Here is a 22357-nt window from a genome sequence, read left to right as displayed (position 1 = left end):
GGTTCCCGCCCTGCGATCAGTAGCCCAGGTCCTTGCGGGCCTCGTACTGCGCCATCGGGTCGTCGTCCTGCGTGTAGAGCGCGGACTCGGTCTGGATGAACTTCTCGGGCTCGGTGCCGTCGGCCATGTAGGCCGCGAGCGCGTCGAAGGCCGGGCCGGCCATGTTCGGCGTCAGCTCGACGGTGGCGTTCGCGTCCCCCTCGGCCATCGCCTTGAAGATGTCGGGCACCGCGTCGATCGACACGATCAGGATGTCGTCGCCGGGATCGATGCCGGCCTCCTTGATCGCCTGGATCGCCCCGAGCGCCATGTCGTCGTTGTGGGCGTAGAGCGCGCAGATGTTGTCGCCGCCGCCCTCGGCCTGCAGGAAGCTCTCCATCACCTCCTTGCCGCCCGAGCGCGTGAAGTCGCCGGTCTGGCTGCGCACGATCTCGATGTCGGGCGTGCCCTCGATCGCCTGGCGGAAGCCGTTGGCGCGGTCGATGGCGGGCGAGGAGCCGGTCGTCCCCTGCAGCTCGACCACGCGGCAGGCCCCCTCGGGCTTGTTGTCGACGAGCCACTGGCCGGCGACGGCGCCCTCGTGCACGAGGTCGGAACCCACCGCGGTCAGGTAGAGGTCCTCGGAGCTGTCCACCTGCCGGTCGAGCAGCACCACGGGGATCTCCGCCTCCTTGGCCTCCTCGAGAACGCTGTCCCAGCCGGTCGCCACCACGGGGGCGAGCAGGATCGCGTCGACGCCCTGCGCAACGAAGGACCGGATCGCCGCGATCTGGTTCTCCTGCCGCTGCTGCGCGTCCGAGAAGCGCAGGTCGATGCCGCGTGCCTCGGCCTCCTGCCGGGTCACGGTGGTCTCGGCCGCCCGCCAGCCGGATTCCGATCCGATCTGGGAAAAGCCGATGGTCTGCGCGGACACACCTGTAGAGAGCGCGGCCATGGCCGCACCGAGCATCAATGTCTTCATGAATTCCTCCCTCATGAGGCCGAAGCCTGCCCGAGTAAACTCATATTATAATACTTTTGGCAACCGTGGATTCCGCTGCACACGCGCGCCAGCGCCGCAAGCACGGGATTTCCGGCATGCGCGCCCTAGCTTGCCCATCAGGGCGAGCATGCAAGCAGGGGGCGTCTCATGCTGAAACGGGCCTGTCTCGCGGGGATGGTTTGGGCGACGGGCACCGGCGCGCTCGAGCTCACGCTAACGGGCAGCTACGCGCTGAACCGACCCTCGAGCCTCGACTACGATCCGACCTTCTGCGGGCTCTGGATCGCGAACGAGGGGCCCGAGGCGATCCTCGTCACCCTGCAGGGGGACGAGCTGCGCCGCGTCACCTCGGACCTCTTCCGAATCAAGGCGATCGCGGTGGACGGGCAGGGTCTGATCGTCGCGGACGGCGCGGGGTCCTTCCAGCGCCTCGACACGTCCGGCGCGGCCCTCGGCGCGCCGTTCCGCGCGGAGGGCTGGCTCGACACCGAGGGCATCGTGACGACGGAGGACGGCACCCTGATCACCGTCGAGGACGACCCCGAATACCTGACCTGGCTCGCGCCGGACGGCACGCTCCTGCGCCGCGTCGACACGATGACGCTCGAGCCGCCCCTGTCCGAGGCGCAGGGCATCGCGCGCGACCCGCGCACCGGGCACCTCCTCATCGTCGACGACTGGGAGGGAACCAACGCGCTCTACGAGTTCGATGCCGAGGGGCGGCTTCTCGCGACGGAATCGCTCGTGCCCTACGGCCTCGACCCCGAGGGGATCGCGATCCGCCCCGGGTCGGGGCAGCTCTTCGTCGCCTTCGACAGCGGCGACCGGATCGCGAGCTTCGACTACGTGCCGACGCTGCCGGCGGACGCGCCGCCGCTGCCGCCCGCCGCCGACTGCATGATGTCCTGAACTCAGACGAGCATGTGCCGCGGGTCGCCCACGACCGCGGCGTAGCGCGCGAGGAAGCGTGCCGCATCCGCGCCGTTGATGACCCTGTGGTCGTAGCTCAGGTCGAGCGGCACCATCGGTACCGGGCGCGGGCTGTCGCCGTCCCAGACGGTGACCGTCTCGGTCCGGGTGATCCCGAGGATCGCGACCTCTGGCGGGTTCACGATGGGCGTGAAGGCCGTCCCGCCGATGCCCCCGAGATTGGTGATCGTCATCGACGCGCCGCCCATCTCGGTCGGGCCGACCTTGCGCGCCTGCGCGCGCGACGCAAGGTCGGCGATCTCGGCCCCGATGGCCCAGAGCCCCTTGCGGTCGGCGTCGCGGATGACCGGCACCATCAGGCCGTGCGGGGTGTCGACGGCGATGCCCACGTGCACGTAGTCCTTCAGGACCAGTGTCCCGCCGTCGGCCGACAGCGAGGCATTGAACCGCGGGAATTCCCGCAGGCAGCGCGCCAGCGCCACGACGTGGAAGGCGAGCGCCGTCAGCTTCACGCCGCGGGCCTGCGCGTCGGGTTTCCAGGCCTTGCGCAGCGCCTCGATCGACGAGACGTCGGCGCGGTCGTGATGCGTGACCGCCGGGATCAGCGCCTGAGCCGCGGCGAGGTTGCGGGCCGCCACCTGCGCGAAGCGGCTCATGGGCTCCTCGGTCACGGGGCCGTACTGGGCGTGGTCGACGTCCCAGTACGAGGTGTCGCCGGCCGGTGTCGCGGGGGTTCTGCCGCCGCGGGACAGGTCCTCGGGGCCGATCGTGCTGCGGCCGAGGTCGCGCGCCAGCGCCTCGATGTCGATGCCCTTCTCCTGCGCCAGCTTGCGGGTGGAGGGGCTGATCTTCACGTTGCTCATGGCGCTCACCAGCTTGCCGAGATGTATTGGGTTTCCATGAACTCGAGCATGCCCTCGTGGCCGCCCTCGCGCCCGAGGCCCGATTGTTTGGTGCCGCCGAAGGGCGCCGCCGGGTCCGAGACAAGCCCGCGGTTGAGCCCCACCATGCCGTAGTCGAGCCGTTCGCAGACCTGCAGCGCGCGCCTGAAATCCTCCGAGAAGACGTAGGCGACGAGGCCGTATTCGGTGTCGTTCGCCCGGGCGATCACGTCCTCGGTGTCGGTGAAGGTCTGCAGCGCCGCCACGGGGCCGAAGATCTCGTCGTGCACGCAGTCCGCATCGCCCGGCACGTTCGACAGGACGGTGGGCGGGTAGAAGTAGCCCTTGCCCTCGGGCACGGTGCCGCCGCACTCGACGCGGGCGCCGCGCGCCACCGCGTCGGCCACGAACTCCGCCACCTTGTCGCGGGTCTGCGCGTTGACCAGCGGGCCCACGTCCACGGTGGGATCGGTGCCGTCCCCGACCTTGAGCGCCGCCATCCGCTCCGTGAGCCGGCGGGTATAATCCGCGGCCACGCGCTCGTGCACGTAGATGCGGTTCGCCGCGGTGCAGGCCTCGCCGAGATTGCGCATCTTGGCAAGCATCGTGCCCTCGACCGCGACGTCGAGATCGGCGTCGTCGAAGACGATGAGCGGCGCGTTCCCGCCCAGCTCCATCGCCGGCTTCAGCACCTGGTCCGCCGCGGACCTGAGCAGCGTCCGCCCGACGCCCGTGGACCCGGTGAAGCTGACCACCCGCACCCGCGGATCGTGCAGCATGTGATCGACGAGCGGCCCCGTCCGCCGCGAGGGCAGAACGTTCACGAGCCCCTTCGGCACGCCCGCCTCCTCGAGGAGCGGCATCAGCGCCAGCATGGTCAGCGGCGTCTCTGAGGCGGGCTTGATCACCACCCCGCAGCCCGCCGCGAGCGCCGGCGCGATCTTCCGCGTGCCCATGGCGGCGGGGTAGTTCCAAGGCGTCACCAGCACCGCGAGCCCCGCAGGCCTGTGCTGCACGAGGATTCGGGCGCCCGATGCCGGTGCGCGCGTCACCATGCCGTCGGCGCGCACCGCCTCCTCCGCGAACCAGCGGAAGAACTCGGCGGCGTAGGTCGCCTCGCCCACGGCGTCGGCGCGGGCCTTGCCGTTCTCGAGCGTGATGAGATGCGCGAACTGCTCGAGCCGGCCGGTCATCAGCTCCCACGCCCGGCGCAGCACCTCGGACCGCGCCCGCGGCGTGCGCGCGGCCCACTCGGCCATCGCGCGCTCGGCCGCATCGAGGGCCGCGTCGGCGTCGGCGATGTCCGCCGACGCCACGGAGGCCAGCACTTCCTCGGTCGCGGGGTTCACCACGTCGAAGCGGGTCTCGGCGGCGCGCCACGCGCCGTCGATCCAGAGGTCGGTGTGAAGCGGGTCGATCTTGTGTCCGTGCTTGGTCATCGGAGGGGTCCTCGTGTCAGAGCAGGTGCCGCATCGGGTCTTCGATGCGGCCCGCGAAATCGGAAAGCAGGCGGATCGCGTCCTGCGGGTCGATCTGCCCCGCCGCCGCCTCGAGCGTGAGGACGACGCCTGCGCCCCCGGAGAGGAGCGTCAGGACCGGCGCCGCGCCCGGCCCGGTCTCGAGCCCCGAGAGCCGCGTCGCCCGCAGGTCGCGCAGGACGAGGTCGGGGGCCGCCTCGGCCGCGCGGACCTCTCCGAGCCGCCGCGTCGGCGGTACGGCGTAGCACGCCGTCCCGGCGAGATCGCGGACCTCGACGTGCACGACGCCGTCCGCCCCGAACCCCGCGCCCGCGAACCCGGCGAGGAGCGCGCGCGCATCGTCGAGACCGCAGGTCGCGGCCGCCCAGCCCGCGAAGGCCGGCACGCCGTCGGCGCGGGTCTCTGCGGTCAGGCGCAGCATCGCCGCGGCGGGTGCGGCGGCCGGGGCCGCGGAGGGCGCGGGCAGGGCTGCCAGTGCCTCGAGATCGCGCACGTGGAAGGGCTGCGGATGTCCCGCGTCGACCAGCCGCTGCAGGTCGAGCCCGCGCTCCAGCGCGAGCCGCCGCGCCTTGGGCGAGGCGAGGATGCGGTCCCCCGACGCGCCGCGCGCGGAGGCCGCCGCCGCCGCGGGCACCCTGCAGGTGTCGGGCGCGGGCGCGTCCTCCGGGGCCGCGGCCGGGGCAGCGGCAGCGGCCGGGGCAGGCGCCTCCGCGCGGCTCCGCGCGACCGTGCGCCCGGGCGCATCCTCGGTGAGGATCGCCACCGGCTGGCCCACCGGCACCTCCTCTCCCGGCTCGGCCAGCGTCGCGGCGAGGTAGCCCGCCGCGCCCGCGGGCACCTCCATGGTGCTCTTGTCCGTCTCGACCTCGAAGAGCGTGTCGTCGGGCCCGACCCTGTCGCCGAGCGTCACCGACCACGTGACGAGAAGCCCCGCATCCTGCGCCATGCCGAGCTGCGGCATGGTCACCGCGCGCCCGTCGGGCAGGTCGTCCGGGGTGCCGGCCGTGGCGTCCGCGCCCGCCGTTTCCGCCTCCGCCGGGGACGCCGCCGCCGGCGCCTCCTCCTCGGCGCTGTCCGTGATCCGCGCGATCACCCGGCCCACGGGCACGTCGTCGCCCTCCGCCGCCGCCACCCCGGTCAGGTAACCGTCGCGCTGGGCCTCGACCTCCATCGTGGCCTTGTCGGTCTCGACCTCGAAGAGCGCGTCGCCCTTGCGCACCGCCTCGCCCGGGCGCTTCAGCCAGGCGACGAGCCGCCCGGCATCCTGCGCCATGCCGAGCTGCGGCATCGTCACCTCATGCGGCATGGATCATCTCCCCGCCGCAGAGCCGCCGCGCCGCCTCGGCCACGCCTTCGGGCGTGGGCACGGTCAGATCCTCGAGCGCGGGCGAGAACGGCACCGGCACGTCCATGGCGCCCATGCGCAGGACCGGCGCGTCGAGATGGTAGAACGCCTTCTCGTTGAGCCGGCTCGCGATCTCGGCCGTCACGCCGTAGCTCTGGTGGCCCTCGTCGATGACGATGGCGCGGCTCGTCCGGCGCACGCTCTCGAGCAGCGTCGCCTCGTCGAGCGGCACGAGGGTGCGCGGGTCAATGACCTCGGCCTCGATGCCGTCCGCGGCGAGCAGGGCCGCCGCCTTCTCGGCCACCTGCACCATGGACGAGGTCCCGATCAGCGTGATGTCGCGTCCCGCGCGCTTCACGTGCGCCTCGCCGAAGGGGATGAGGTATTCCTCCTCCGGCACCTCGGCCTTGTCCTGGTACATGAGCTTGTCCTCGAAGATGACGACCGGGTTGTTGTCCCGGATCGCCGTCTTCATCAGCCCCTTCGCCTCGTAGGCCGAGGACGGCATCGCCACCTTGAGGCCGGGGATGTGCGCCACGAGCGCCTGCAGCGACTGCGAGTGCTGCGCCGCCGAGCGCCGCGTCGCGCCCATGTTGGTGCGCAGCACCATGGGCACGGTCAGCTTGCCGCCCGACATGTAGTGCTGCTTGGCCGCCTGGTTGCAGAGCTGGTCCATCACCAGGTAGATGAAGTCGCCGAACATCAGGTCGACGATGGGCCGCGCGCCGGTCATGGCGGCGCCGACCGCCATGCCGACGAAGCCCGGCTCCGAGATCGGCGTGTCGATGACGCGCGCGGTGCCGAACTCCTCCACGAGCCCCGACAGGACCTTGAAGGGCGTGCCGGCCTCGGCCACGTCCTCGCCCATGAGGAAGACCGCGGGATCGCGCCGCATCTCTTCGGCGATGGCCTCGTTCACGGCCTGGGACAGGGTGATCTGACGCATGGGGCTGCTCCTCAGTCCGCGTAGACGTGCATGTCGACCTCGTCGGCCGGCGGGTAGGGGGCCTTCTCGGCATAGGCGACGGCCTCCGCGGCGTCGGCCTCGATCTCGGCGTTCATCGCCTCGATCTCCTCCTCGGTGGCGATGCCCTCGCTGACCAGGTGGGCGCGGAAGCGGATGATGGGGTCGCGGTTCTCCTTCCAGTCCTTCTCCTCGTCCTTCGAGCGGTAGTATTCGCGGTTGATGTCGCCCACGTGGTGCCCGTGGTAGCGGTAGGTCATGAGCTCGACGAAGAACGGGCCCTCGCCCTTGCGTGCCCGCGCCACGAGGTCCCGCGCGAGCGCGTTCACCGCCAGGACGTCCTGGCCGTCGACCTGGTGCGCCTCGATCCCGAAGGCCTCGGCGCGCGCGGTGATCGAGCCCGCGGCGATCTCGTCGGTGCGGGTATACTCGGAATAGCCGTTGTTCTCGCAGGCATAGATCACCGGCAGCTTCCACAGCGCCGCCATGTTCATGACCTCGTAGAGCAGCCCCTGCGCGGTCGCCCCGTCGCCGAAGAAGCACACGGTCACGTCGTCCTGCCCGAGAAGCTTGGCCCGCAGCGCCGATCCCGTGGCGATGCCCATGGAGCCGCCGACGATGGCGTTCGCGCCGAGATTGCCATGGCTCTGGTCGGCGATGTGCATCGAGCCGCCCTTGCCGCGGCAATACCCCTCGGCCTTGCCGAGAAGCTCGCAGAACATCTCGCGGAACGCCGCGCCCTTCGCCACGCAATGGCCGTGGCCGCGATGGGTCGAGGTGATGCGGTCGGTGTCGGTGAGCGCCTCGCAGAGGCCCACGGCGACCGCCTCCTCGCCGGAATACATGTGCGTCAGCCCCGGCATCTTGGCCGAGAGGTAGAGCTGGTTGGCGTTGTCCTCGAAGGTCCGGATGCGCACCATCTGGCGGTACATCCGCAGGTAGTCCTCGGTGTTCGTCTTGCCCATGACGGGGATCCTCCCGTGGCGCGCGCCGCGCGCGCCCTGTCTTCTTCTTGGTGAAAATATCCTCGGGGGGTGCGGGGGGCGGAAAGCCCCCCGCCGCCGTGGACGGTCAGTAGCGGTTGGCGATGGGCAGTTCCTCGGCGGGGAACAGGCTGATCACCTCGACGCCCGTGTCGGTCACCACGACCTCCTCCTCGATCCGCGCGGCGGAATAGCCGTCGGCGGCCGGGCAGTAGGTCTCGAGCGCGAAGACCATGCCGGTCTGGATCTCCATCGGGTGGTCGAGCGACACCGCGCGGCTGATGATCGGCCGCTCGTGCAGCGCAAGGCCGAGCCCGTGGCCGAACTGCAGGCCGAAGGCAGCGTCCTCGCTCGGGAAGCCGAACTCCTCGGCTTTAGGCCAGACCGCGGCGACCTTGTCGGTGCTGACGCCCGGCTTGATCATGGCGATGGCCGCGTCGATCCACTCGCGCGCCTTCACGTAGGCATCGGTCTGCGCCGGTGTCGCGCGGCCGATGTTGAACGTGCGGTAATAGCACGTCCGGTAGCCCTGGTAGCTCTGCAGGATGTCGAAGAACGCCTGGTCGCCGGGGCGGAAGTAGCGGTCGGTGAAGTTGTGCGGATGCGGGTTGCAGCGCTCGCCCGAGATCGCGTTGATCGCCTCGACGTCGTCCGAGCCCATCTCGTAGAGCATCTTGTTGGACAGCGCGACGATGTCGTTCTCGCGCACGCCCGGCTTCAGCTCCTCGTAGATCATGTGGTAGACGCCGTCGACCATGCTCGCCGCCTGCGTGAGCAGCTGGATCTCGTCCCAGTTCTTGATCTCGCGCGCCGCCAGCATGATCTGCTGGCCGTCCACCACGTGCAGGCCCTCTTCCTGCAGCGCGTGGAACATGGCGGTCTCGGCGTAGTCGACGCCCACCGGCATGTCGGCCATGCCCGCATCCTTGATCAGCTGGGCGATCATCTTGGCGTATTTGCGCATCAGCCCGAATTCCGGCGGGATCGTGCCGCGCATGCCGACGACGCCGGCGAGGCAGTGATCGGGCTCGAGCCAGTCGGAATACTTCTGGTGATGCACCGCGGCCGACCCGAAATCCCAGACATAGGGGCTGTCGTCACCGGTCAGCAGGCAGAAGCGGCACATCTTGTCCCGTTCCCACTCGCCGATCTTCGTGGCGCTGACATAGCGGATGTTGTTCACGTCGAAGAGCAGCAGCGAGCCGGCCTGCGAGGCCTGGAGCGACTGCCGGGTGCGCGCCAGCCGGTAGCGGCGCAGGCGGTCGTGGTCGATGCGGCGCTCGAAGTCGACCGAGGTGTGGCCCCAGGCGGGAATGCGGCCCTCCCACTTCCAGTTCGGTTCGAGATCCTGCGGCGTGAGCAGGTTGGGCATCAGTGCGCGAGACATGGGATCCTCCTGACGGGTGCCGTCGCCTGCACCCGGGAAATGGTCTGGATTGTAGGAAATTCAGCGGGTTACTGGATGCACCAGCCGCCATCGATGTGGATCATCTGGCCGGTCATGTAGTCGCTGTCGGAACTGGCGAGGAAGGCGGCCGTGCCGGTGACGTCGTCGGGATAGGAGACGCGCTTGATCTGCAGCGCGTCGCGCACGATGTCGTCGTAGGCTTGGCCCTCGCGCTGCTTGAACCCGATGTCGACGAGGTCCTTGTCGAGCTGTTCCCAGAGCGGGGTGACCACCACGCCAGGGGCGTAGCCGTTCACGGTGATGTTGTGCTCGCTCAGCGCTACCGCGCCGCAATGCGTGAGCGCGAGGCAGCCGTATTTCGAGGTGCAGTAGACCGTGACGTCGACCAGCGGCTTGCGGCTGGCGATGCTTCCCACGTTGATGAGCTTGTAGGGATAGTCCTGCTTGCCCTGGGCGATCATCTGGCGCGCGGTCTCCTGCATGCCGAGCCACATCGCCTTGGTGTTCACGTTCATGATCATGTCCCAGTTGTCCTCATCGATGTCCATGAAGAACCGGGGCTTGTTGAGGCCGGCATTGAAGAGGCCGACATTGATCATGCCGAAGGCCTCGACCGTGGCGGCGACGGCGGCGGCATTGTCCTCGCGCGAGGTCACGTCCATGCGCACGGCGATGGCGCGGCCGTTGCCGTGGCCGTTGATGCCGTCCGCGACGCCCTGGGCCGCGTCGAGATCGAGATCGCCCAGGCAGACATTGGCGCCCTGCGCCGCGAAGTGCTCGGCATTTGCGGCGCCCATGCCGCGGCCGGCCCCTGTGATCAGGATGTTCTTACCCTTCAGGCGGTTGGGGTCCATGGTGTCCTCCCTGAGTGACTCATTTCCGTAATGCTTCCTCGGCCCGTGCCTGCGCGCGGGCGAGTGCCTCCTCCGGCGCGGCGAGGCCGCGCAGCATGTCGTGCAGTTCGGTGCCGCAGATGCGGATGATCTCGGACACCTGCGGGATCGGCGGGCGCGGCCAGAACTGCAGCTCGTCGCGCCACGACATCTGGTCCACGAGCTCGAAGATCGGCGACAGCCGGCGCACCTCGGGATCGGCGCCGACCGAGTAGCGCGGCGAGGTGCGGCTGCCGTTCTGGGCATAAAGCTTCTGCGCCGCGGGCGAGGTGAAGACGCAGAGCGCGTCGACGGCGTCGTCGATGCGCTCGGGCGAGAGGTTCGAGGGCACGCACAGCACGTAGCCCCCGACCGGCGCGATGGGCGCGCCCTCGGGCCCGTGCGGATGCGGCAGGTAGCCCGAATTGCCGTGCGCGGGGCAGGTCTCGTCGAGCTCGAAATAGGGGGCGAGCAGGGTGTAGCCGTAGGCCATCGCGACCTTGCCCGCGGCATAGGGGCGGATGCGCTCGTACCAGGACATCGACAGGATGTCGGGCGGCGAATAGCGCATGAGCTCCACGAGGTAGCGCGCGGCGTCGAGCGCGCGGGGCGTGTCGAGCATCGGGCGGAAGCGGCGGTGCGCCAGCCGGTCGGCATCGTAGCCGCCCGCGATCTCGTCGAGGTCGAGCATCGGCTGGCCGAAGGCCGCGCTCGTCATCATGAAGGTGTGCCCGAGCGCGGTGCCGCGGGCGGCGTTCCACGCGACCCCGTACCGGCCCGCGCGCGGGTCGTGGTAGCGCGCCGCCGCCTCCAGCACGCGCGCCGTGGTGGTGGGCGGCTCGAGCCCGTCGCGGGCGAACCAGTCCTTGCGGTAGAACATGAGCTCGGGCGTGGTCTGGCTCGGGACGCCGTAGGGCACGCCATCCCAGTGCGCCGCGCGCCAGCCCGCGGTGTGGAAGTCGCCCGGGTCGAGCCGCGAGACGTCCATGACCGAGGGCAGCGGACGGATCACGCCGCGGTCGACGAACTCGCCGAGCCAGGGAAGGTCGACCGCGATCAGGTCGTACTGGCTGCGGGTGCGCTGGGCGTTGCGCAGTGCCTCCTCGCGCAGCCGGTCGATCGAGAACGCGCGCTGCTGGATGTTGGTGCCGACGAGCTGCTCGAACTGGCGCTTGAGGTTGCCCATGACCATGAAGGTCGGGTCGCCGTGCACGAGGATGCGCAGGCCGCCGGCCAGTTTCAGCGGGCGCGGCAGCGCCGCGAGCGGCGGGATCATCGTCTGGCCGGGCACGTAGGAATCGCCGAAATAGTAGTCGTCCGGCGCGGCCTTGCGCGCGCCCGCGCCGAAGGTCGCCCGGCCGAGGCGGTCGATGCGCACGGCAAGCTGGTTGAACCCCGACAGCAGCCGCTCGCTCGGATGCAGCGAGAAGCTCTTGCCGGTGCGCGTGCGCGGGCGCTGCTCGACGAGGCCCGCCTCCTGCAGGTGGCCGAGCTTGCGCATGCCGGTGGCGTAGGGAACCTGCGCCGCGTCCACCATGGACGAGGCCGACACAAGGCGGCCCTCGAAATGACCGCGCAGCAGGTGCAGGATCATGTTCAGGTGGGGGTTCGGCGTGGTGGGGTCCAGCGAGGTATCGAGTTCGAGGCACAGATCGCTCAGGAAACCGACGACGCGTTCCAGTTCCGCGCCGGCCTGCGCATCGGGTGCGGCCGGTATGGAATGTCCGGAACGGATGGTTTCGGCGATCTGTGGCATCTTCTCGCTGTCGGGGTTCGGCATCTGGGGGCGGTCAGGGCGCTTGGCCAAGGTCGCAGCTCCTTCTTTGTCCGGAATGGCGGTGCGGGAACACAGCGGGATTGTCCGTTATGGATGACATTATATCCATAACGGATACTTTTGCGGCGGCCCCGGATGCCGCGAGCGGCGATGGATGGTGACGGGACGCAGCGGACGATTCCGCGACCGTCGGAACCGCCGCCGCGCGCCCCGCAGGGACACGTCTCAGGGAGGAAAACGAATGACACGCAAGCTGACCGCAGCACTGGTCGCAGGCACGGCGCTGGCCGGCCCCGCCATGGCGCAGGACACGATGACCATCGGCATCACGCAGAACAACGTGGGCGTCGACAGCTACCAGACCACCTACGAGAGCGCCTTCATCGACGCGGCCGCCGCCAATGACGCGGTCGAGACGGTGGTGCTCGATGCAGGTGGCGACGTGGCGCGGCAGATCGCGCAGGTGGAGGACCTGATCCAGCAGCAGGTCGACGCCATCATCATCTGGCCGACCAACGGCGAGGCCGTGATCCCCGCCGTCCGCAAGGCCAGCCAGGCGGGCATCCCGGTCATCGTGACCAACTCGAACATCGCCGAGCAGGGCTTCGACTTCGTCGCGTCCTTCTCCGGCCCCGACAACATCACGCAGGGCGCGCGCGCGGCCGAGATCATGTGCGATCGCTTCAAGGCGCTCGGCATCGAGACCGAGGCCGAGATCGTCCAGATCAGCGGCCAGCCCGGCTACACCACCGCCATCGAACGCGCGAAGGGCTTCGAGGACCGTCTGCCCGAGGTCTGCCCGGAGGTCACGCTGCTCGAGACGCAGCCGGGCGACTGGAACCGCGAGAAGTCGCAGCAGGTGATGGAGGCGTTCCTCGTCAAGTATGACAGCATCGACGGCGTCTATGCCGGCGACGACAACATGGGCGTGGGCGCGCTGAACGCCGCCAAGGCCGCGGGCCGCGCGGGCGACATCACCTTCGTCGGCGCCACCAACTTCGCCGTGGGATACGAGGCCATGGAGGCGGGCGACTACTGGGGCTCGATCTACCAGTCGCCGGTCGACGACGCCGAGGCGGCGCTGCAGACCGCGATCGACGTGCTGAACGGCGAGGACGTTCCGTTCCTCAACTACTTCGACACGCCGAAGATCACGCAGGACAACATGGGCGAGTTCACCAAGCCCGTGTTCTGAGCTCCTCCCGGTAGGTGCGGGGCACGCGGGGCGACGCAGCGTGTGCGCCGCGCGTGCCCCGCACCGACCGGGTGGGCCGCAACGACCAATCGCACTACAGGCAGGAGAGACGGGATGGGCCGGGTCTCGGGACGCGCGTGCATCGTCACGGGCGCAGCACAGGGCATCGGGCGCGCCATCGGCGAGGCCCTCCTCGACGAGGGCGCCGATGTCTGCTTCGCGGACATCAACGCCGACAAGGTCGCGGCGGTCGCCGGCGCCAATGCCGGGCGCGCCGAGGCGGGCGGCGGACGCGTGACGCATGCGGGCGTCGACGTCACCGACCGCGACGCCGTGCGCGCCATGATCGACCACGTCGTGGCGACCTTCGGCAGGCTCGACGTGAAGTTCAACAATGCGGGCGTGAACCGCCCGATGAACTTTCTCGACGTGACCGAGGACAACTGGAACTTCATCATGGGCGTGAACGGGCTCGGCTGCATGATCGGCATGCAGGAGGCCGCGCGCCAGATGATCGCGCAGGGCACCGGCGGCAAGATCGTCAATACCGCGTCGATCGCGAGCCGGCAGGGCTTCGACAACGTGGCGCCCTATTGCGCGAGCAAGTGGGCGGTGGTGGCGCTGACCCAGTCGGGCGCGCGCGACCTCGCCAAGCATGGCATCACGGTCACCGGCTTCGCGCCGGGCGTGGTGGCGACCGAGATGTGGGAACAGGTGGACCGCGACCTGATGGAGATCGGCGCCGCGGCACGCCCGGGCCAGGCGATGGAGGAGTTCGCGGCGACCATCCTCAAGGGCCGCGTCGCCACGCCCGCCGACATCACCGGGACGACCACGTTCCTCGCGTCGCGCGACAGCGATTACATGACGGGCCAGATCGTGATGATCGACGGGGGCATGACGCTCGTCTGAAGACCGGAAATCGAGCCAGCTGGGGAGGAGAGCATGGCAGCACTGACAAGAGAGGCCGCGGGCCGCCTATTGGCGCGCCAGGGGATCCTCGTGGCATTCGCGGTGTTCATGGTGGTCTTCGCGCTGGCCAACCCGCGCTTCATCGACATCGGCAACGTGGCGGGGGTGATCCGCTCGTCGGCAATCCTCGGCGTCATGGCGCTGGGAGTCACCTTCGTGGTGATCGGCGGCAACCTCGACCTGTCCGTGGGCTCGATGATGTCCTTCTCGACCATCGTGGTGCTCGACCTGCACGACACGCTCGGCCCGGCGCTCGCCATCCCGGCGATGTTCGCGCTGACGCTCTGCCTCGGGGCGTTCATCGGCATCCTCGTCGGGTACCTGAAGCTCAACTCCCTGATCGTGACGCTCGGGATGCTGTCGGCGATCCACGGCCTGACGCTCATGTGGTCGGGCGGCAAGAACATGGACATCGCCGACAAGGCGGGCACCTGGTTCGGCATCTTCGGCCGGGGCGACGTGCTGGGCATCCCGGTGCCCATCCTGATCTTCGCGCTGCTCGCCGTGGTCCTGAGCGTCGTGCTGTCGCGCACGCCGTTCGGGCGCAAGGTCTACGCCGTCGGCGGCAACGGCACGGCGGCGACGTTCTCGGGCGTGCCTCGGGCGCGGGTCGTGTTCCTGACCTACATCCTGTCGGCGTTCTGCGTGGCGATCGCGGGCCTCATGCAGGCCAGCCGCTCGCTCGGCTCGCAGAACACCGTGGGGCAGGGCATGGAACTCGAGGTGCTCGCGGCGGTGATCCTCGGGGGCGCGTCGCTCCTCGGCGGGGCGGGCACGATCTTCAAGACCGTGATCGGCGTGCTGATCCTCGGCTTCATCCAGAACGGCCTCCTGCTCATGGGGCTCGAGTTCTACGTCCAGTACGTCGTGACCTGGGTGATCATCATCCTCGCGGTCTGGCTCGACATCGCGGCCAAGCGCAGCCGCCTCTGGTCGCCGATCGCGTGAGGGAGGACAACATGGCACAGACGACGACTTTCACCGCGGCGGCGCCCCCGGACGACGCGCCGGTCCGCAAGCCGCGCTCGCAGCTGGTGGTGCAGGGGGCGATCTGGGGGTTCGTGGTCCTCGAGCTGATCTTCTTCAGCGTCGCGGGGCGGTTCCTGTCGAATTCCGACACCGCCTTCCTCGATCTCGACAACATGCTGCTGCTGCTCAAGCAGTCGGCGCCGATCGGGATCATCGCGCTCGGCATGACGATCGTCATGATCAACGGCAACATCGACCTGTCGGTGGGGGCGACCTTCGCGCTGTCGGCGATCGTGCTCCTCGACAGCATGACATGGCCGTTCATGCAGGCGCTGGGCGACTGGGCGATCCCGCTCGCCTGGATCTTCGCGCTGGCCACGGGCACCGCGCTCGGCTTCGTCAACGGGCTCGTGGTGTGGAAGACCGGCGTCGATGCCTTCATCGTCACCCTGGGGTCGATGCTGGGCTACCGCGGGCTCGTCTTCATGTACAACGGCGAGCAGCCGACGAGCCACCTGAACTGGACCCTCGTGGATTTCGCCGAGGCGCAGTTCCTGGGCCTGCACACCGCGACCTGGTTCCTCCTCGGCACGGCGCTGGTGCTCTGGCTGGTGATGACGCGCACCGTCCATGGCCGCAACGCCTACGCCATCGGCAACAATCGCGAAGCGGCGGTGAATGCCGGCATCCGCGTGGGCCCGCATTTCCTGCTGAACTTCATGCTGATCGGCTTTCTCGCGGCGCTCTCGGCAGTGGTGTTCTATTCCGAGAGCGGGTCGGTCAATCCCAACGACGGCATGCTCTACGAGCTCTGGGCGATCACCGCCGTTGTCCTCGGCGGCACCAAGCTCGCGGGCGGCTACGGCTCGATCATCTCGACGCTGGGCGGGGTCGTCGCGATCCAGCTCCTGCGCAAGGGGCTCGGCTATATCGGCGCCGACACCGAGACGGTGAACCTCGTGATCGGGCTCATCCTGATCGCTGTGCTGTTCCTCGACCGGCAACTCAACCGCAAGGGCAGCGAGGAGCTGAAGACATGACCGACGCGACACCCGTCCTGCGCCTCGAGGGCATCGTGAAGACGTTTCCCGGCGTGCGCGCGCTCGACGGCGTGGACCTCGAGCTGCGCCCGGGCGAGGTCCACGCCCTGATGGGAGAGAACGGCGCGGGGAAGTCCACGCTGATGAAGGTGCTGGGCGGCATCCTGCAGCCCAACGAGGGCCGCATCCTGATCGACGAGGCCCCCGTCGTCATGACCTCGCCGCTCGAGGCGAAGGGCAAGGGCGTCGTCTTCATCCACCAGGAGCTGAGCCTCGCGGACGAACTGTCTGTGGCCGAGAACATCTTTCTCGGGGAACTGCCCCGCAAGCGGTTCGGCCGCGTGGACTGGACGCGTCTCTACGCCACGACCGACGCGATCCTGAAGACGCTGAACGTGCGCTTCGATGCCCGCACGCGGGTGGGAGACCTCTCCATCGCCAACCAGCAGATGGTCGAGATCGCCCGCGCGCTGACGGTGTCGCCGCGTGCCGTGATCTTCGACGAGCCGACCGCGTCGCTGACCGACGCCGAGAAGGTCGTGCTGTTCGACGTGATCGAGGACCTCAAGGCGAAGGGTGTCGGCATCATCTACATCTCCCACCGGATGGAGGAGATCTTCCGCATCACCGACCGCATCAGCGTGCTGCGCGACGGCCAGTACCGGGGCACGCTGCGGACCGCCGAGACCACCGAGGACGAGGTGACGCAGCTCATGATCGGACGCAGCCTCGACCTGTCGCGCAGCCCCGTCCGGCACGCGCTGGGAAAGGTAGCGCTCGAGGTGCGCGGCCTCTCATGCGGCCACCTCTACCGCGACGTGAGCTTTTCCGTGCGCGAGGGCGAGGTACTGGGGTTCTACGGTCTCGTCGGCGCCGGCCGGACCGAGATCGCCGAGACGCTTTTCGGCCTGCGCACGCCGTCGGCGGGCAGCATCCGCGTCAACGGCGACGAGGTGCGCATCGGCTCGCCGGTCGACGCCATCCGCCACGGCATCGGGCTCGTGCCCGAGGACCGCAAGGGGCAGGGGCTCGTCCTCGGCATGAACTGCCGCGACAACATGACCCTGCCGCAGGTCGACGACCTGTCCACCGGTCCCTTCGTGTCGGACGGGGCGGAGGTGGCGATCTTCGACCAGTACCGCGACCGGCTCGACATCCGCACGCCGGGCTGGCGGCAGATCGTGGGCAACCTCTCGGGCGGCAACCAGCAGAAGATCGTCATCGGCAAGTGGCTGTCCATGCGGCCGCAGGTGCTGATCGTGGACGAACCGACGCGCGGCATCGACGTGGGCTCGAAATCCGAGATCCACAACCTGATCCGCGACCTCGCCGCCCAGGGCTACGCGGTCATCGTCATCAGTTCCGAGATGCCCGAGGTGCTGCACGTCTCGGACCGGATCGCGGCCATGTATTCGGGGCGCATCATGCGCACCTTCGCCGCCGAGGAGGTCACCGAGGACAGCCTCATCCAGGCGATCTCGGGGCTCGAGCCGGAGAAGGTGGCGTGATGCGGGTCGGGTTTGCAGGACTGGGGCGCATGGGTGCGCCCATGGCGCTGAACCTCGTGCGCGCGGGCCACGAGGTCACCGTCTGGAACCGCTCGCCCGACAAGTCGCGCGCCTTCGCGGCCGAGACCGGCTGCGCCGTCGCGGGGACGCCGCGCCAGCTCGCCGATGCGACCGAGGCCGTGGTGACCATGCTGGCGGACGACCCGTCCTCGGACGCGGTGCATTCGGGGCCCGACGGGCTGTTCGCCGGGCAGGGCGCCCGCGTGCTCGTCGAGATGGGGACCATGAGCCCCGCCCACGTGGCGGACCTGGTCGAGGCCGGCGCCGCGGTCGGCATGAAGGTCGTCGACGCGCCGGTCTCGGGCGCGACGGAGGCCGCGCGCAACGCGGGCCTCCTGATCATGGCGGGCTGCACTGCCGAGGAGGCGGGCCCGATCCGGCCGCTTCTCGACGCGATGGGGCGCGCGACCATGTGCCTCGGGCGGCCGGGCGCCGGCGCGGTGATGAAGCTCGCGGTGAACGCGCTGATCCACGGGCTGAACCAGACGCTGGCCGAGGCGCTGACGCTGGCCGAGGCGGCGGGCATCGCCCCCGAGGCGGCCTTCGACGTGATCGAGAACAGCGCGGCTGCGGCGCCGATGCTGTCCTACCGCAGGCCGCTCTACCTCGACGAGGCGGCGCACGACGTGACCTTCACCGTGGCGCTCGCGCGCAAGGACATGGAGGTCACCACGGCGCTCGCCGAGAGCCTCGGCACCGAGATGCCGCAGGGACATGTGACGCTCGACCGGCTGCGGGCGGCCGAGGCCCGGGGCTTCGGCGACCGCGACATGGCATCCATCCTGAATTTCATGAGAGAGGCACGCAGATGAAGGCGGCATTGTTCGTGGGCGGCTGGGAAGGCCACGCGCCGATCCGGTTCGCCGACTGGTACGAGGACCTGTTGCGCCGGAACGGCTTCGACGTGGTGGTGCACGACACGCTCGAGCCGCTCGAGCGGCCCGAGGAGATGGCGGACGTGGATCTGATCACGCCCATCTGGTCCTCGGCCCGCTCGGGCCACCGCGAGGAGTTCGGCAACATGACGAAGCCGCAGGAGGACGGGCTCCTGCAGCTCGTCGCGAACGGCTGCGGGCTGGCCGGCTGGCACGGGCACATGGGCGACGCGTTCCGCGACCGCCCGACCTACCATTTCCTGATCGGCGGCCAGTTCGTGGCCCATCCCCCGGGCTGGCCCGACAACCTGCAGCCGGCCGAGGACTACATCGACTACGACGTGACGATCTGCCGGCCGGCGCACCCGCTGGTCGAGGGCATCGGCAGCTTCCGCCTGCGGTCCGAGCAGTACTACATGCTGGTCGATCCCTCGAACGAGGTGCTGGCCACCACGACCTTCTCGGGCGACCACCTGTGGTGGATCGAGGGCACGGTGATCCCGGTGACATGGACGCGCCGCTGGGACCGGGGCCGGGTGTTCTACTGCTCGATCGGGCACGAGCTCGACGACCTGAAGGTGCCGCAGGTGACCGAGATGATCCGCCGCGGCGCGCTCTGGGCGGCGGAGGGGCGCCGCGCGGCCGCCTGAGGTCGCATCCGGCCCATGATGGGACGCAGGTGCGACGGCGGGGCCCCCTGCCCGGCGGTTAGCTGCCGGGCAGGGGGCCCCGCGGCCCCGCGTCGCTGAAAGGTCCGCCCCCCGTGATCCCCGTCCTCTCGAGCGTTTGGGCCCTGCTGGTGGGCGTCGTTCTCATCATGCTGGGCAACGGCATGCATTTCACCCTCATCGGCCTGCGCGGCGGGATCGAGGGGTTCTCGGCGGTCGAGCTCGCAGTCGTGACCTCGGGCTACTTCATGGGCTTCCTGTCGGGGGCGCGGCTCGCCCCCGCGATGATCCGCCGGGTCGGGCACGTGCGCGTCTTCGCGGCGCTCGGCAGCTTCATGTCGGCGGGGCTCATCGCCTTTCCGCTGCTCGTCGAACCCTGGGCCTGGACCGCGTTCCGCCTGCTCGTGGGCTTCTGCATGTCGGGCATCTACGTCACCGCCGAGAGCTGGCTGAACGGGTCGGCCACGAACGAGACGCGCGGCAAGGTGCTCGCGGCCTACATGATCGCGCAGACGCTCGGCATCATCGGCGCGCAGGGGATCCTGACGCTCGGCGACGCGGGCACCTCCGTTCTGTTCATCACCGCGTCCATCCTCGTGTCTGTGTCCTTCGCGCCGATCCTCCTGAGCGTCGTGCCCACCCCGTCGGCCGAGGTGACGCGGCCCATGCCGCTCGGGCGGCTCTTCGGCAACTCGCCCCTCGGCACGGTGGGCATCTTCCTCCTCGGGGGCGTCTACGCGACGCAATCGGGCATGGGCGCGGTCTTCGGCACGCAGATCGGCATGGGTTCGAACGACATCGCGCTCTTCGTGGCGATGCTCTTCGCCGGCGCGCTGCTGCTGCAATTCCCGGTCGGCTGGCTGTCCGACCGCATGGACCGCCGCTGGCTGATCTTCGCGGCCTCGGCGCTCGGGGCCGGGTCCTGCGCGCTGGGCTGGCTCGCCGGGGACGGATATGGCGGGCTCCTCGCCGCGGCCTTCCTCGCGGGCGGGGTGACGACGCCGCTCTACGCGCTCTTTCTCGCCTATACGAACGACTACCTCTCGGCCGAAGACATGCCGGCGGCGTCGGGCGGGCTCGTCTTCACCTTCGGGCTCGGCGCGATCCTCGGGCCCATGGCGACGGGCTGGGCGATGGAGCGTGCGGGCCCCGGCGCGTTCTGGCTCGTCCTCTGCGCGACATTCCTCGCCATCGCGCTCTACGCGCTCTACCGCATGACGCGGCGCGCGCCGGTGCCGGTCGGCGCGACCGAGAGCTTCGTCACCGTGCCGCCCAGCGCGACCTCGGTCGCGGTCGAGGCCGCCACCACCTGGGCGTCGGACCAGGGCGACGCGGACGCCCAGGAGGTCCGCAGCCCCTAGGCGGGCGCGGCTGGCACATGCCGGCTGGCCCGTGCATGGTGGGGCGGAAAGGACCGGCGCCATGCAGCTCTTCGTCAACACGACCTCGCCCTTTGCCCGCCTCGTGCGGCTCGCCGTGATGGAGAAGGGGCTCTCGCCCCGGGTCAGGACCGAGATCGTTGACCCCTGGGCCGACCCGCCCGCGCTCCTCGCCGCGAACCCGACGGGGCGGGTGCCGGTGCTCGTCACCGCCGACGGGCATGCCATCGCCGAGACGCAGCTGATCCTGCGCCATCTCGACGCCCTCGCTGGGCCGGACCTCTTCCCGGCGCGGGAGGCCGCCCGGACGCTCGCCACCGCCGCCCTGGCGCTCGGCACGATGGAGGCGGCGGTCGCCCTCGTCGTCGGACGTAAATCCGTGCCGGGCTTCGACGCCGACCCGATCGGGGCCAAGCGGGTGCGCGCCATGGCGGACGGGCTCGCGCGGCTCGACGCCGCGCCGCCGCGGGACCTCGTCGACGGACCCGACATCGCGGCGCTCGCCACGGTCACCGCGCTTGACTACGTCCTCTTCCGCTTTCCCGGCCGCGACTGGTGCGCGGGGCTGCCCAGGCTTGCCGCTTGGCGCGCGCGCCAGAGCGGGCGCGCGTCGGTCGAGGCGACGCTGCCTGTCCTCTGACGCAGCGGCACCCGTCCGTCCGAGACCTGCACGCCTCTTGGGCGTTTCCCCCGATTGTGCCGCGCAGGCGGGCATCGGCCGGGTGACGGTGCGGAATCGGGGACGCGGGACTGTAGACATTCCCCCGAACTGACTTTGCTGCCCGGGCGGCCCTGTGCCTTCGGCCGCGGACGCCGCGGTAACAATCGGAACGCCCGAACGTGTCGCGGCGACATAAAGCTTCGATTTCGGCCTTGGGTCCGACAGGAGGAGGAAACAGATGGAAAGACGCACGTTTCTCAAGGTCGCGACAGGCGGTGCGGCCGCGTCCGCGACGCTCGCCGCGCCGGCTGTCGCGCAGGAGAGGATCGACATGGCGATCGTGTCGACCTGGGGGCGCGACTTCCCCGGCCTCGGCACCAGCGCGCAGCGCGTGGCGGCCCGGATCGAGGAGGCGACCGAGGGCCGCATCGCCGTCCAGTACTTCGCCGCAGGAGAGCGCGTCGGCGCGTTCGACAGCTTCGACGAGGTCGCGTCTGGGAACGCGCAGGCCTATATCGGCACCGACTATTACTGGAAGGGCAAGCATCCCGGCTGGGCGCCCTTCACCGCCGTGCCGTTCGGTCTGACCTATCCCGAGATCGACGCCTGGATGAAGTTCGGCAACGGCCAGGCGCTTCTCGACAAGATCGGCGCCGAGTTCGGCATCAAGGGCATCCCCTGTGGCAATACCGGCCTGCAGATGGGCGGCTGGTTCAACAAGGAGATCAACGCGCCCGAGGATCTGCGCGGCCTCAAGATGCGGATCCCGGGGCTGGGCGGCGACGTCATGGCCAAGGTCGGCGCATCGCCCGTGTCGCTGCCCGGCGGGCAGATCTACGAGAACCTCGTCTCGGGCGCCATCGACGCGACCGAATGGGTCGGGCCGTGGAACGACTTCTTCCTCAAGCTCTACGAGGCGGCGCAGTACTATTACTGGCCGGGCATGCACGAGCCGGCGAGCCAGGTCAGTCTCGGCATGAACGCCGACTGGTGGTCGCAGCTCTCGGACAACGACAAGCGGATCATCACGCTCTGCTGCGCCGAGGAGAACGCGATGCAGCCGGCCGAGACAAACTACCAGAACGGCATCTACCTCAACCGGCTCATCGACGAGTACGGGGTCGAGCTGCGCGAGTTCAACGACGACGTCTACGACGCCTTCGGCGAGGCCGCGTCCGAGGTGATCGAGGAGACGCGCGACCACAGCCCGCTCGCCGCCGAGATCATCGACAGCTTCATCGAGGTCCGCGACAACGCCGGCGTCTGGTCGAACCTCTCCGACGCCCCCTACGTGGCCAAGCGCAACCGCTTCCTGCGCATCTGACCACGGCGCAGGGCGTTCCGGCCGGCGCAGGACATGCCGGCCGGCATCACAACGGGCCGCCGGCCGCGTGCCGCCGCAGGCCCCGA

Annotated in this window: 20 protein-coding genes; 11 read left to right on the top strand and 9 right to left on the bottom strand. The window is 69.7% G+C overall.

Features of this window, described 5'->3' with window-relative positions:
• Positions 1–16 precede the first annotated feature (16 nt).
• Positions 17–961 carry a galactofuranose ABC transporter, galactofuranose-binding protein YtfQ gene (gene ytfQ, locus RISW2_RS08635; protein WP_043769147.1) on the bottom strand — a complete coding sequence of 315 codons (945 nt, stop codon included), beginning with the start codon at positions 959–961 and terminating at the stop codon, positions 17–19.
• A 168-nt stretch (positions 962–1129) separates the two neighbouring features.
• Between ytfQ and RISW2_RS08630 the strand changes: the two genes are divergently transcribed.
• Positions 1130–1891: an SdiA-regulated/phytase-like domain-containing protein gene (locus tag RISW2_RS08630; protein WP_043769145.1), complete on the top strand. Its 762-nt coding sequence runs from the start codon at positions 1130–1132 to the stop codon at positions 1889–1891.
• Between the two features lie 2 nt (positions 1892–1893).
• On the opposite strand, the gene RISW2_RS08625 is transcribed toward RISW2_RS08630, so the two are convergent.
• The 8 genes from RISW2_RS08625 to RISW2_RS08590 all read right to left on the bottom strand — a co-directional run bounded on the left by RISW2_RS08625 (position 1894) and on the right by RISW2_RS08590 (position 11599).
• A complete protein-coding gene (locus RISW2_RS08625; RefSeq protein ID WP_051491879.1) occupies positions 1894–2775 on the bottom strand; it encodes a 2-oxo acid dehydrogenase subunit E2 in 882 nt (293 codons plus the stop codon).
• A 5-nt stretch (positions 2776–2780) separates the two neighbouring features.
• Entirely contained in the window at positions 2781–4232 is a 1452-nt protein-coding gene (locus tag RISW2_RS08620) for an NAD-dependent succinate-semialdehyde dehydrogenase (protein WP_043769143.1), read from the bottom strand.
• Between the two features lie 16 nt (positions 4233–4248).
• A complete protein-coding gene (locus RISW2_RS08615; protein WP_043769141.1) occupies positions 4249–5577 on the bottom strand; it encodes a biotin/lipoyl-containing protein in 1329 nt (442 codons plus the stop codon).
• Complete coding sequence (locus tag RISW2_RS08610) at positions 5567–6562, bottom strand: alpha-ketoacid dehydrogenase subunit beta (RefSeq protein WP_043769139.1); 996 nt, start codon at positions 6560–6562, stop codon at positions 5567–5569. The genes RISW2_RS08615 and RISW2_RS08610 overlap by 11 nt, the downstream gene beginning before the upstream one ends.
• Positions 6563–6573: 11 nt before the next feature.
• Positions 6574–7545 carry a thiamine pyrophosphate-dependent dehydrogenase E1 component subunit alpha gene (locus tag RISW2_RS08605; protein WP_043769137.1) on the bottom strand — a complete coding sequence of 324 codons (972 nt, stop codon included), beginning with the start codon at positions 7543–7545 and terminating at the stop codon, positions 6574–6576.
• 106 nt (positions 7546–7651) lie between these two features.
• The gene (locus tag RISW2_RS08600) at positions 7652–8950 is read right to left on the bottom strand and encodes a M24 family metallopeptidase (protein ID WP_043769135.1); all 1299 of its coding nucleotides are present in this window, start codon (positions 8948–8950) and stop codon (positions 7652–7654) included.
• A gap of 68 nt (positions 8951–9018) precedes the next feature.
• Positions 9019–9825: an SDR family NAD(P)-dependent oxidoreductase gene (locus RISW2_RS08595; RefSeq protein ID WP_043769134.1), complete on the bottom strand. Its 807-nt coding sequence runs from the start codon at positions 9823–9825 to the stop codon at positions 9019–9021.
• A gap of 19 nt (positions 9826–9844) precedes the next feature.
• Positions 9845–11599 carry an ABC transporter substrate-binding protein gene (locus RISW2_RS08590; RefSeq protein WP_051491883.1) on the bottom strand — a complete coding sequence of 585 codons (1755 nt, stop codon included), beginning with the start codon at positions 11597–11599 and terminating at the stop codon, positions 9845–9847.
• A gap of 262 nt (positions 11600–11861) precedes the next feature.
• On the opposite strand from RISW2_RS08590, the gene RISW2_RS08585 reads away from it, so the two are divergent.
• From RISW2_RS08585 to RISW2_RS08540, 10 genes are all read left to right on the top strand, one after another.
• Entirely contained in the window at positions 11862–12815 is a 954-nt protein-coding gene (locus tag RISW2_RS08585) for a sugar ABC transporter substrate-binding protein (protein WP_043769132.1), read from the top strand.
• A gap of 114 nt (positions 12816–12929) precedes the next feature.
• Positions 12930–13727 (top strand): SDR family NAD(P)-dependent oxidoreductase, encoded by a 798-nt coding sequence (locus RISW2_RS08580; RefSeq protein WP_043769130.1) that lies wholly within the window; start codon positions 12930–12932, stop codon positions 13725–13727.
• Between the two features lie 33 nt (positions 13728–13760).
• The gene (locus RISW2_RS08575; protein WP_043769128.1) at positions 13761–14735 is read left to right on the top strand and encodes an ABC transporter permease; all 975 of its coding nucleotides are present in this window, start codon (positions 13761–13763) and stop codon (positions 14733–14735) included.
• Positions 14736–14746: 11 nt separating this feature from the next.
• Positions 14747–15796 carry an ABC transporter permease gene (locus RISW2_RS08570; protein WP_084615302.1) on the top strand — a complete coding sequence of 350 codons (1050 nt, stop codon included), beginning with the start codon at positions 14747–14749 and terminating at the stop codon, positions 15794–15796.
• Positions 15793–17304 (top strand): sugar ABC transporter ATP-binding protein, encoded by a 1512-nt coding sequence (locus RISW2_RS08565; RefSeq protein WP_043769126.1) that lies wholly within the window; start codon positions 15793–15795, stop codon positions 17302–17304. The genes RISW2_RS08570 and RISW2_RS08565 overlap by 4 nt, the downstream gene beginning before the upstream one ends.
• Positions 17304–18176, top strand: coding sequence for an NAD(P)-dependent oxidoreductase (locus RISW2_RS08560; protein ID WP_043769124.1), 873 nt, complete (start codon positions 17304–17306; stop codon positions 18174–18176). Before RISW2_RS08565 ends, RISW2_RS08560 begins: the two co-directional genes overlap by 1 nt.
• Positions 18173–18889 carry a ThuA domain-containing protein gene (locus RISW2_RS08555; RefSeq protein WP_043769122.1) on the top strand — a complete coding sequence of 239 codons (717 nt, stop codon included), beginning with the start codon at positions 18173–18175 and terminating at the stop codon, positions 18887–18889. Before RISW2_RS08560 ends, RISW2_RS08555 begins: the two co-directional genes overlap by 4 nt.
• Before the next feature lie 113 nt (positions 18890–19002).
• Positions 19003–20268: an MFS transporter gene (locus RISW2_RS08550; RefSeq protein WP_043769120.1), complete on the top strand. Its 1266-nt coding sequence runs from the start codon at positions 19003–19005 to the stop codon at positions 20266–20268.
• A 61-nt stretch (positions 20269–20329) separates the two neighbouring features.
• Positions 20330–20926 (top strand): glutathione S-transferase family protein, encoded by a 597-nt coding sequence (locus RISW2_RS08545; RefSeq protein ID WP_043769118.1) that lies wholly within the window; start codon positions 20330–20332, stop codon positions 20924–20926.
• Between the two features lie 259 nt (positions 20927–21185).
• The gene (locus RISW2_RS08540; RefSeq protein WP_043769116.1) at positions 21186–22271 is read left to right on the top strand and encodes a TRAP transporter substrate-binding protein; all 1086 of its coding nucleotides are present in this window, start codon (positions 21186–21188) and stop codon (positions 22269–22271) included.
• Positions 22272–22357 lie beyond the last annotated feature (86 nt).

This window comes from Roseivivax isoporae LMG 25204, assembly GCF_000521865.1.
Classification (GTDB): domain Bacteria; phylum Pseudomonadota; class Alphaproteobacteria; order Rhodobacterales; family Rhodobacteraceae; genus Roseivivax; species Roseivivax isoporae.
Note: the sequence above shows the minus strand (reverse complement) of the source record. Positions and strands in the feature narration are given on the sequence as shown.

Excerpts from the sequence above, each read along its gene's own strand:
- RISW2_RS08620 (WP_043769143.1), bottom strand. The coding sequence starts at position 4,232 with ATGACCAAGCACGGACACAAGATCGACCCGCTTCACACCGACCTCTGG.
- RISW2_RS08590 (WP_051491883.1), bottom strand. The coding sequence starts at position 11,599 with ATGCCACAGATCGCCGAAACCATCCGTTCCGGACATTCCATACCGGCC.
- RISW2_RS08540 (WP_043769116.1), top strand. The coding sequence starts at position 21,186 with ATGGAAAGACGCACGTTTCTCAAGGTCGCGACAGGCGGTGCGGCCGCG.
- RISW2_RS08545 (WP_043769118.1), top strand. The coding sequence starts at position 20,330 with ATGCAGCTCTTCGTCAACACGACCTCGCCCTTTGCCCGCCTCGTGCGG.
- RISW2_RS08625 (WP_051491879.1), bottom strand. The coding sequence starts at position 2,775 with ATGAGCAACGTGAAGATCAGCCCCTCCACCCGCAAGCTGGCGCAGGAG.
- RISW2_RS08575 (WP_043769128.1), top strand. The coding sequence starts at position 13,761 with ATGGCAGCACTGACAAGAGAGGCCGCGGGCCGCCTATTGGCGCGCCAG.
- RISW2_RS08570 (WP_084615302.1), top strand. The coding sequence starts at position 14,747 with ATGGCACAGACGACGACTTTCACCGCGGCGGCGCCCCCGGACGACGCG.
- RISW2_RS08605 (WP_043769137.1), bottom strand. The coding sequence starts at position 7,545 with ATGGGCAAGACGAACACCGAGGACTACCTGCGGATGTACCGCCAGATG.
- RISW2_RS08630 (WP_043769145.1), top strand. The coding sequence starts at position 1,130 with ATGCTGAAACGGGCCTGTCTCGCGGGGATGGTTTGGGCGACGGGCACC.
- RISW2_RS08560 (WP_043769124.1), top strand. The coding sequence starts at position 17,304 with ATGCGGGTCGGGTTTGCAGGACTGGGGCGCATGGGTGCGCCCATGGCG.
- RISW2_RS08600 (WP_043769135.1), bottom strand. The coding sequence starts at position 8,950 with ATGTCTCGCGCACTGATGCCCAACCTGCTCACGCCGCAGGATCTCGAA.
- ytfQ (WP_043769147.1), bottom strand. The coding sequence starts at position 961 with ATGAAGACATTGATGCTCGGTGCGGCCATGGCCGCGCTCTCTACAGGT.
- RISW2_RS08565 (WP_043769126.1), top strand. The coding sequence starts at position 15,793 with ATGACCGACGCGACACCCGTCCTGCGCCTCGAGGGCATCGTGAAGACG.
- RISW2_RS08595 (WP_043769134.1), bottom strand. The coding sequence starts at position 9,825 with ATGGACCCCAACCGCCTGAAGGGTAAGAACATCCTGATCACAGGGGCC.
- RISW2_RS08610 (WP_043769139.1), bottom strand. The coding sequence starts at position 6,562 with ATGCGTCAGATCACCCTGTCCCAGGCCGTGAACGAGGCCATCGCCGAA.
- RISW2_RS08615 (WP_043769141.1), bottom strand. The coding sequence starts at position 5,577 with ATGCCGCATGAGGTGACGATGCCGCAGCTCGGCATGGCGCAGGATGCC.
- RISW2_RS08580 (WP_043769130.1), top strand. The coding sequence starts at position 12,930 with ATGGGCCGGGTCTCGGGACGCGCGTGCATCGTCACGGGCGCAGCACAG.
- RISW2_RS08555 (WP_043769122.1), top strand. The coding sequence starts at position 18,173 with ATGAAGGCGGCATTGTTCGTGGGCGGCTGGGAAGGCCACGCGCCGATC.
- RISW2_RS08585 (WP_043769132.1), top strand. The coding sequence starts at position 11,862 with ATGACACGCAAGCTGACCGCAGCACTGGTCGCAGGCACGGCGCTGGCC.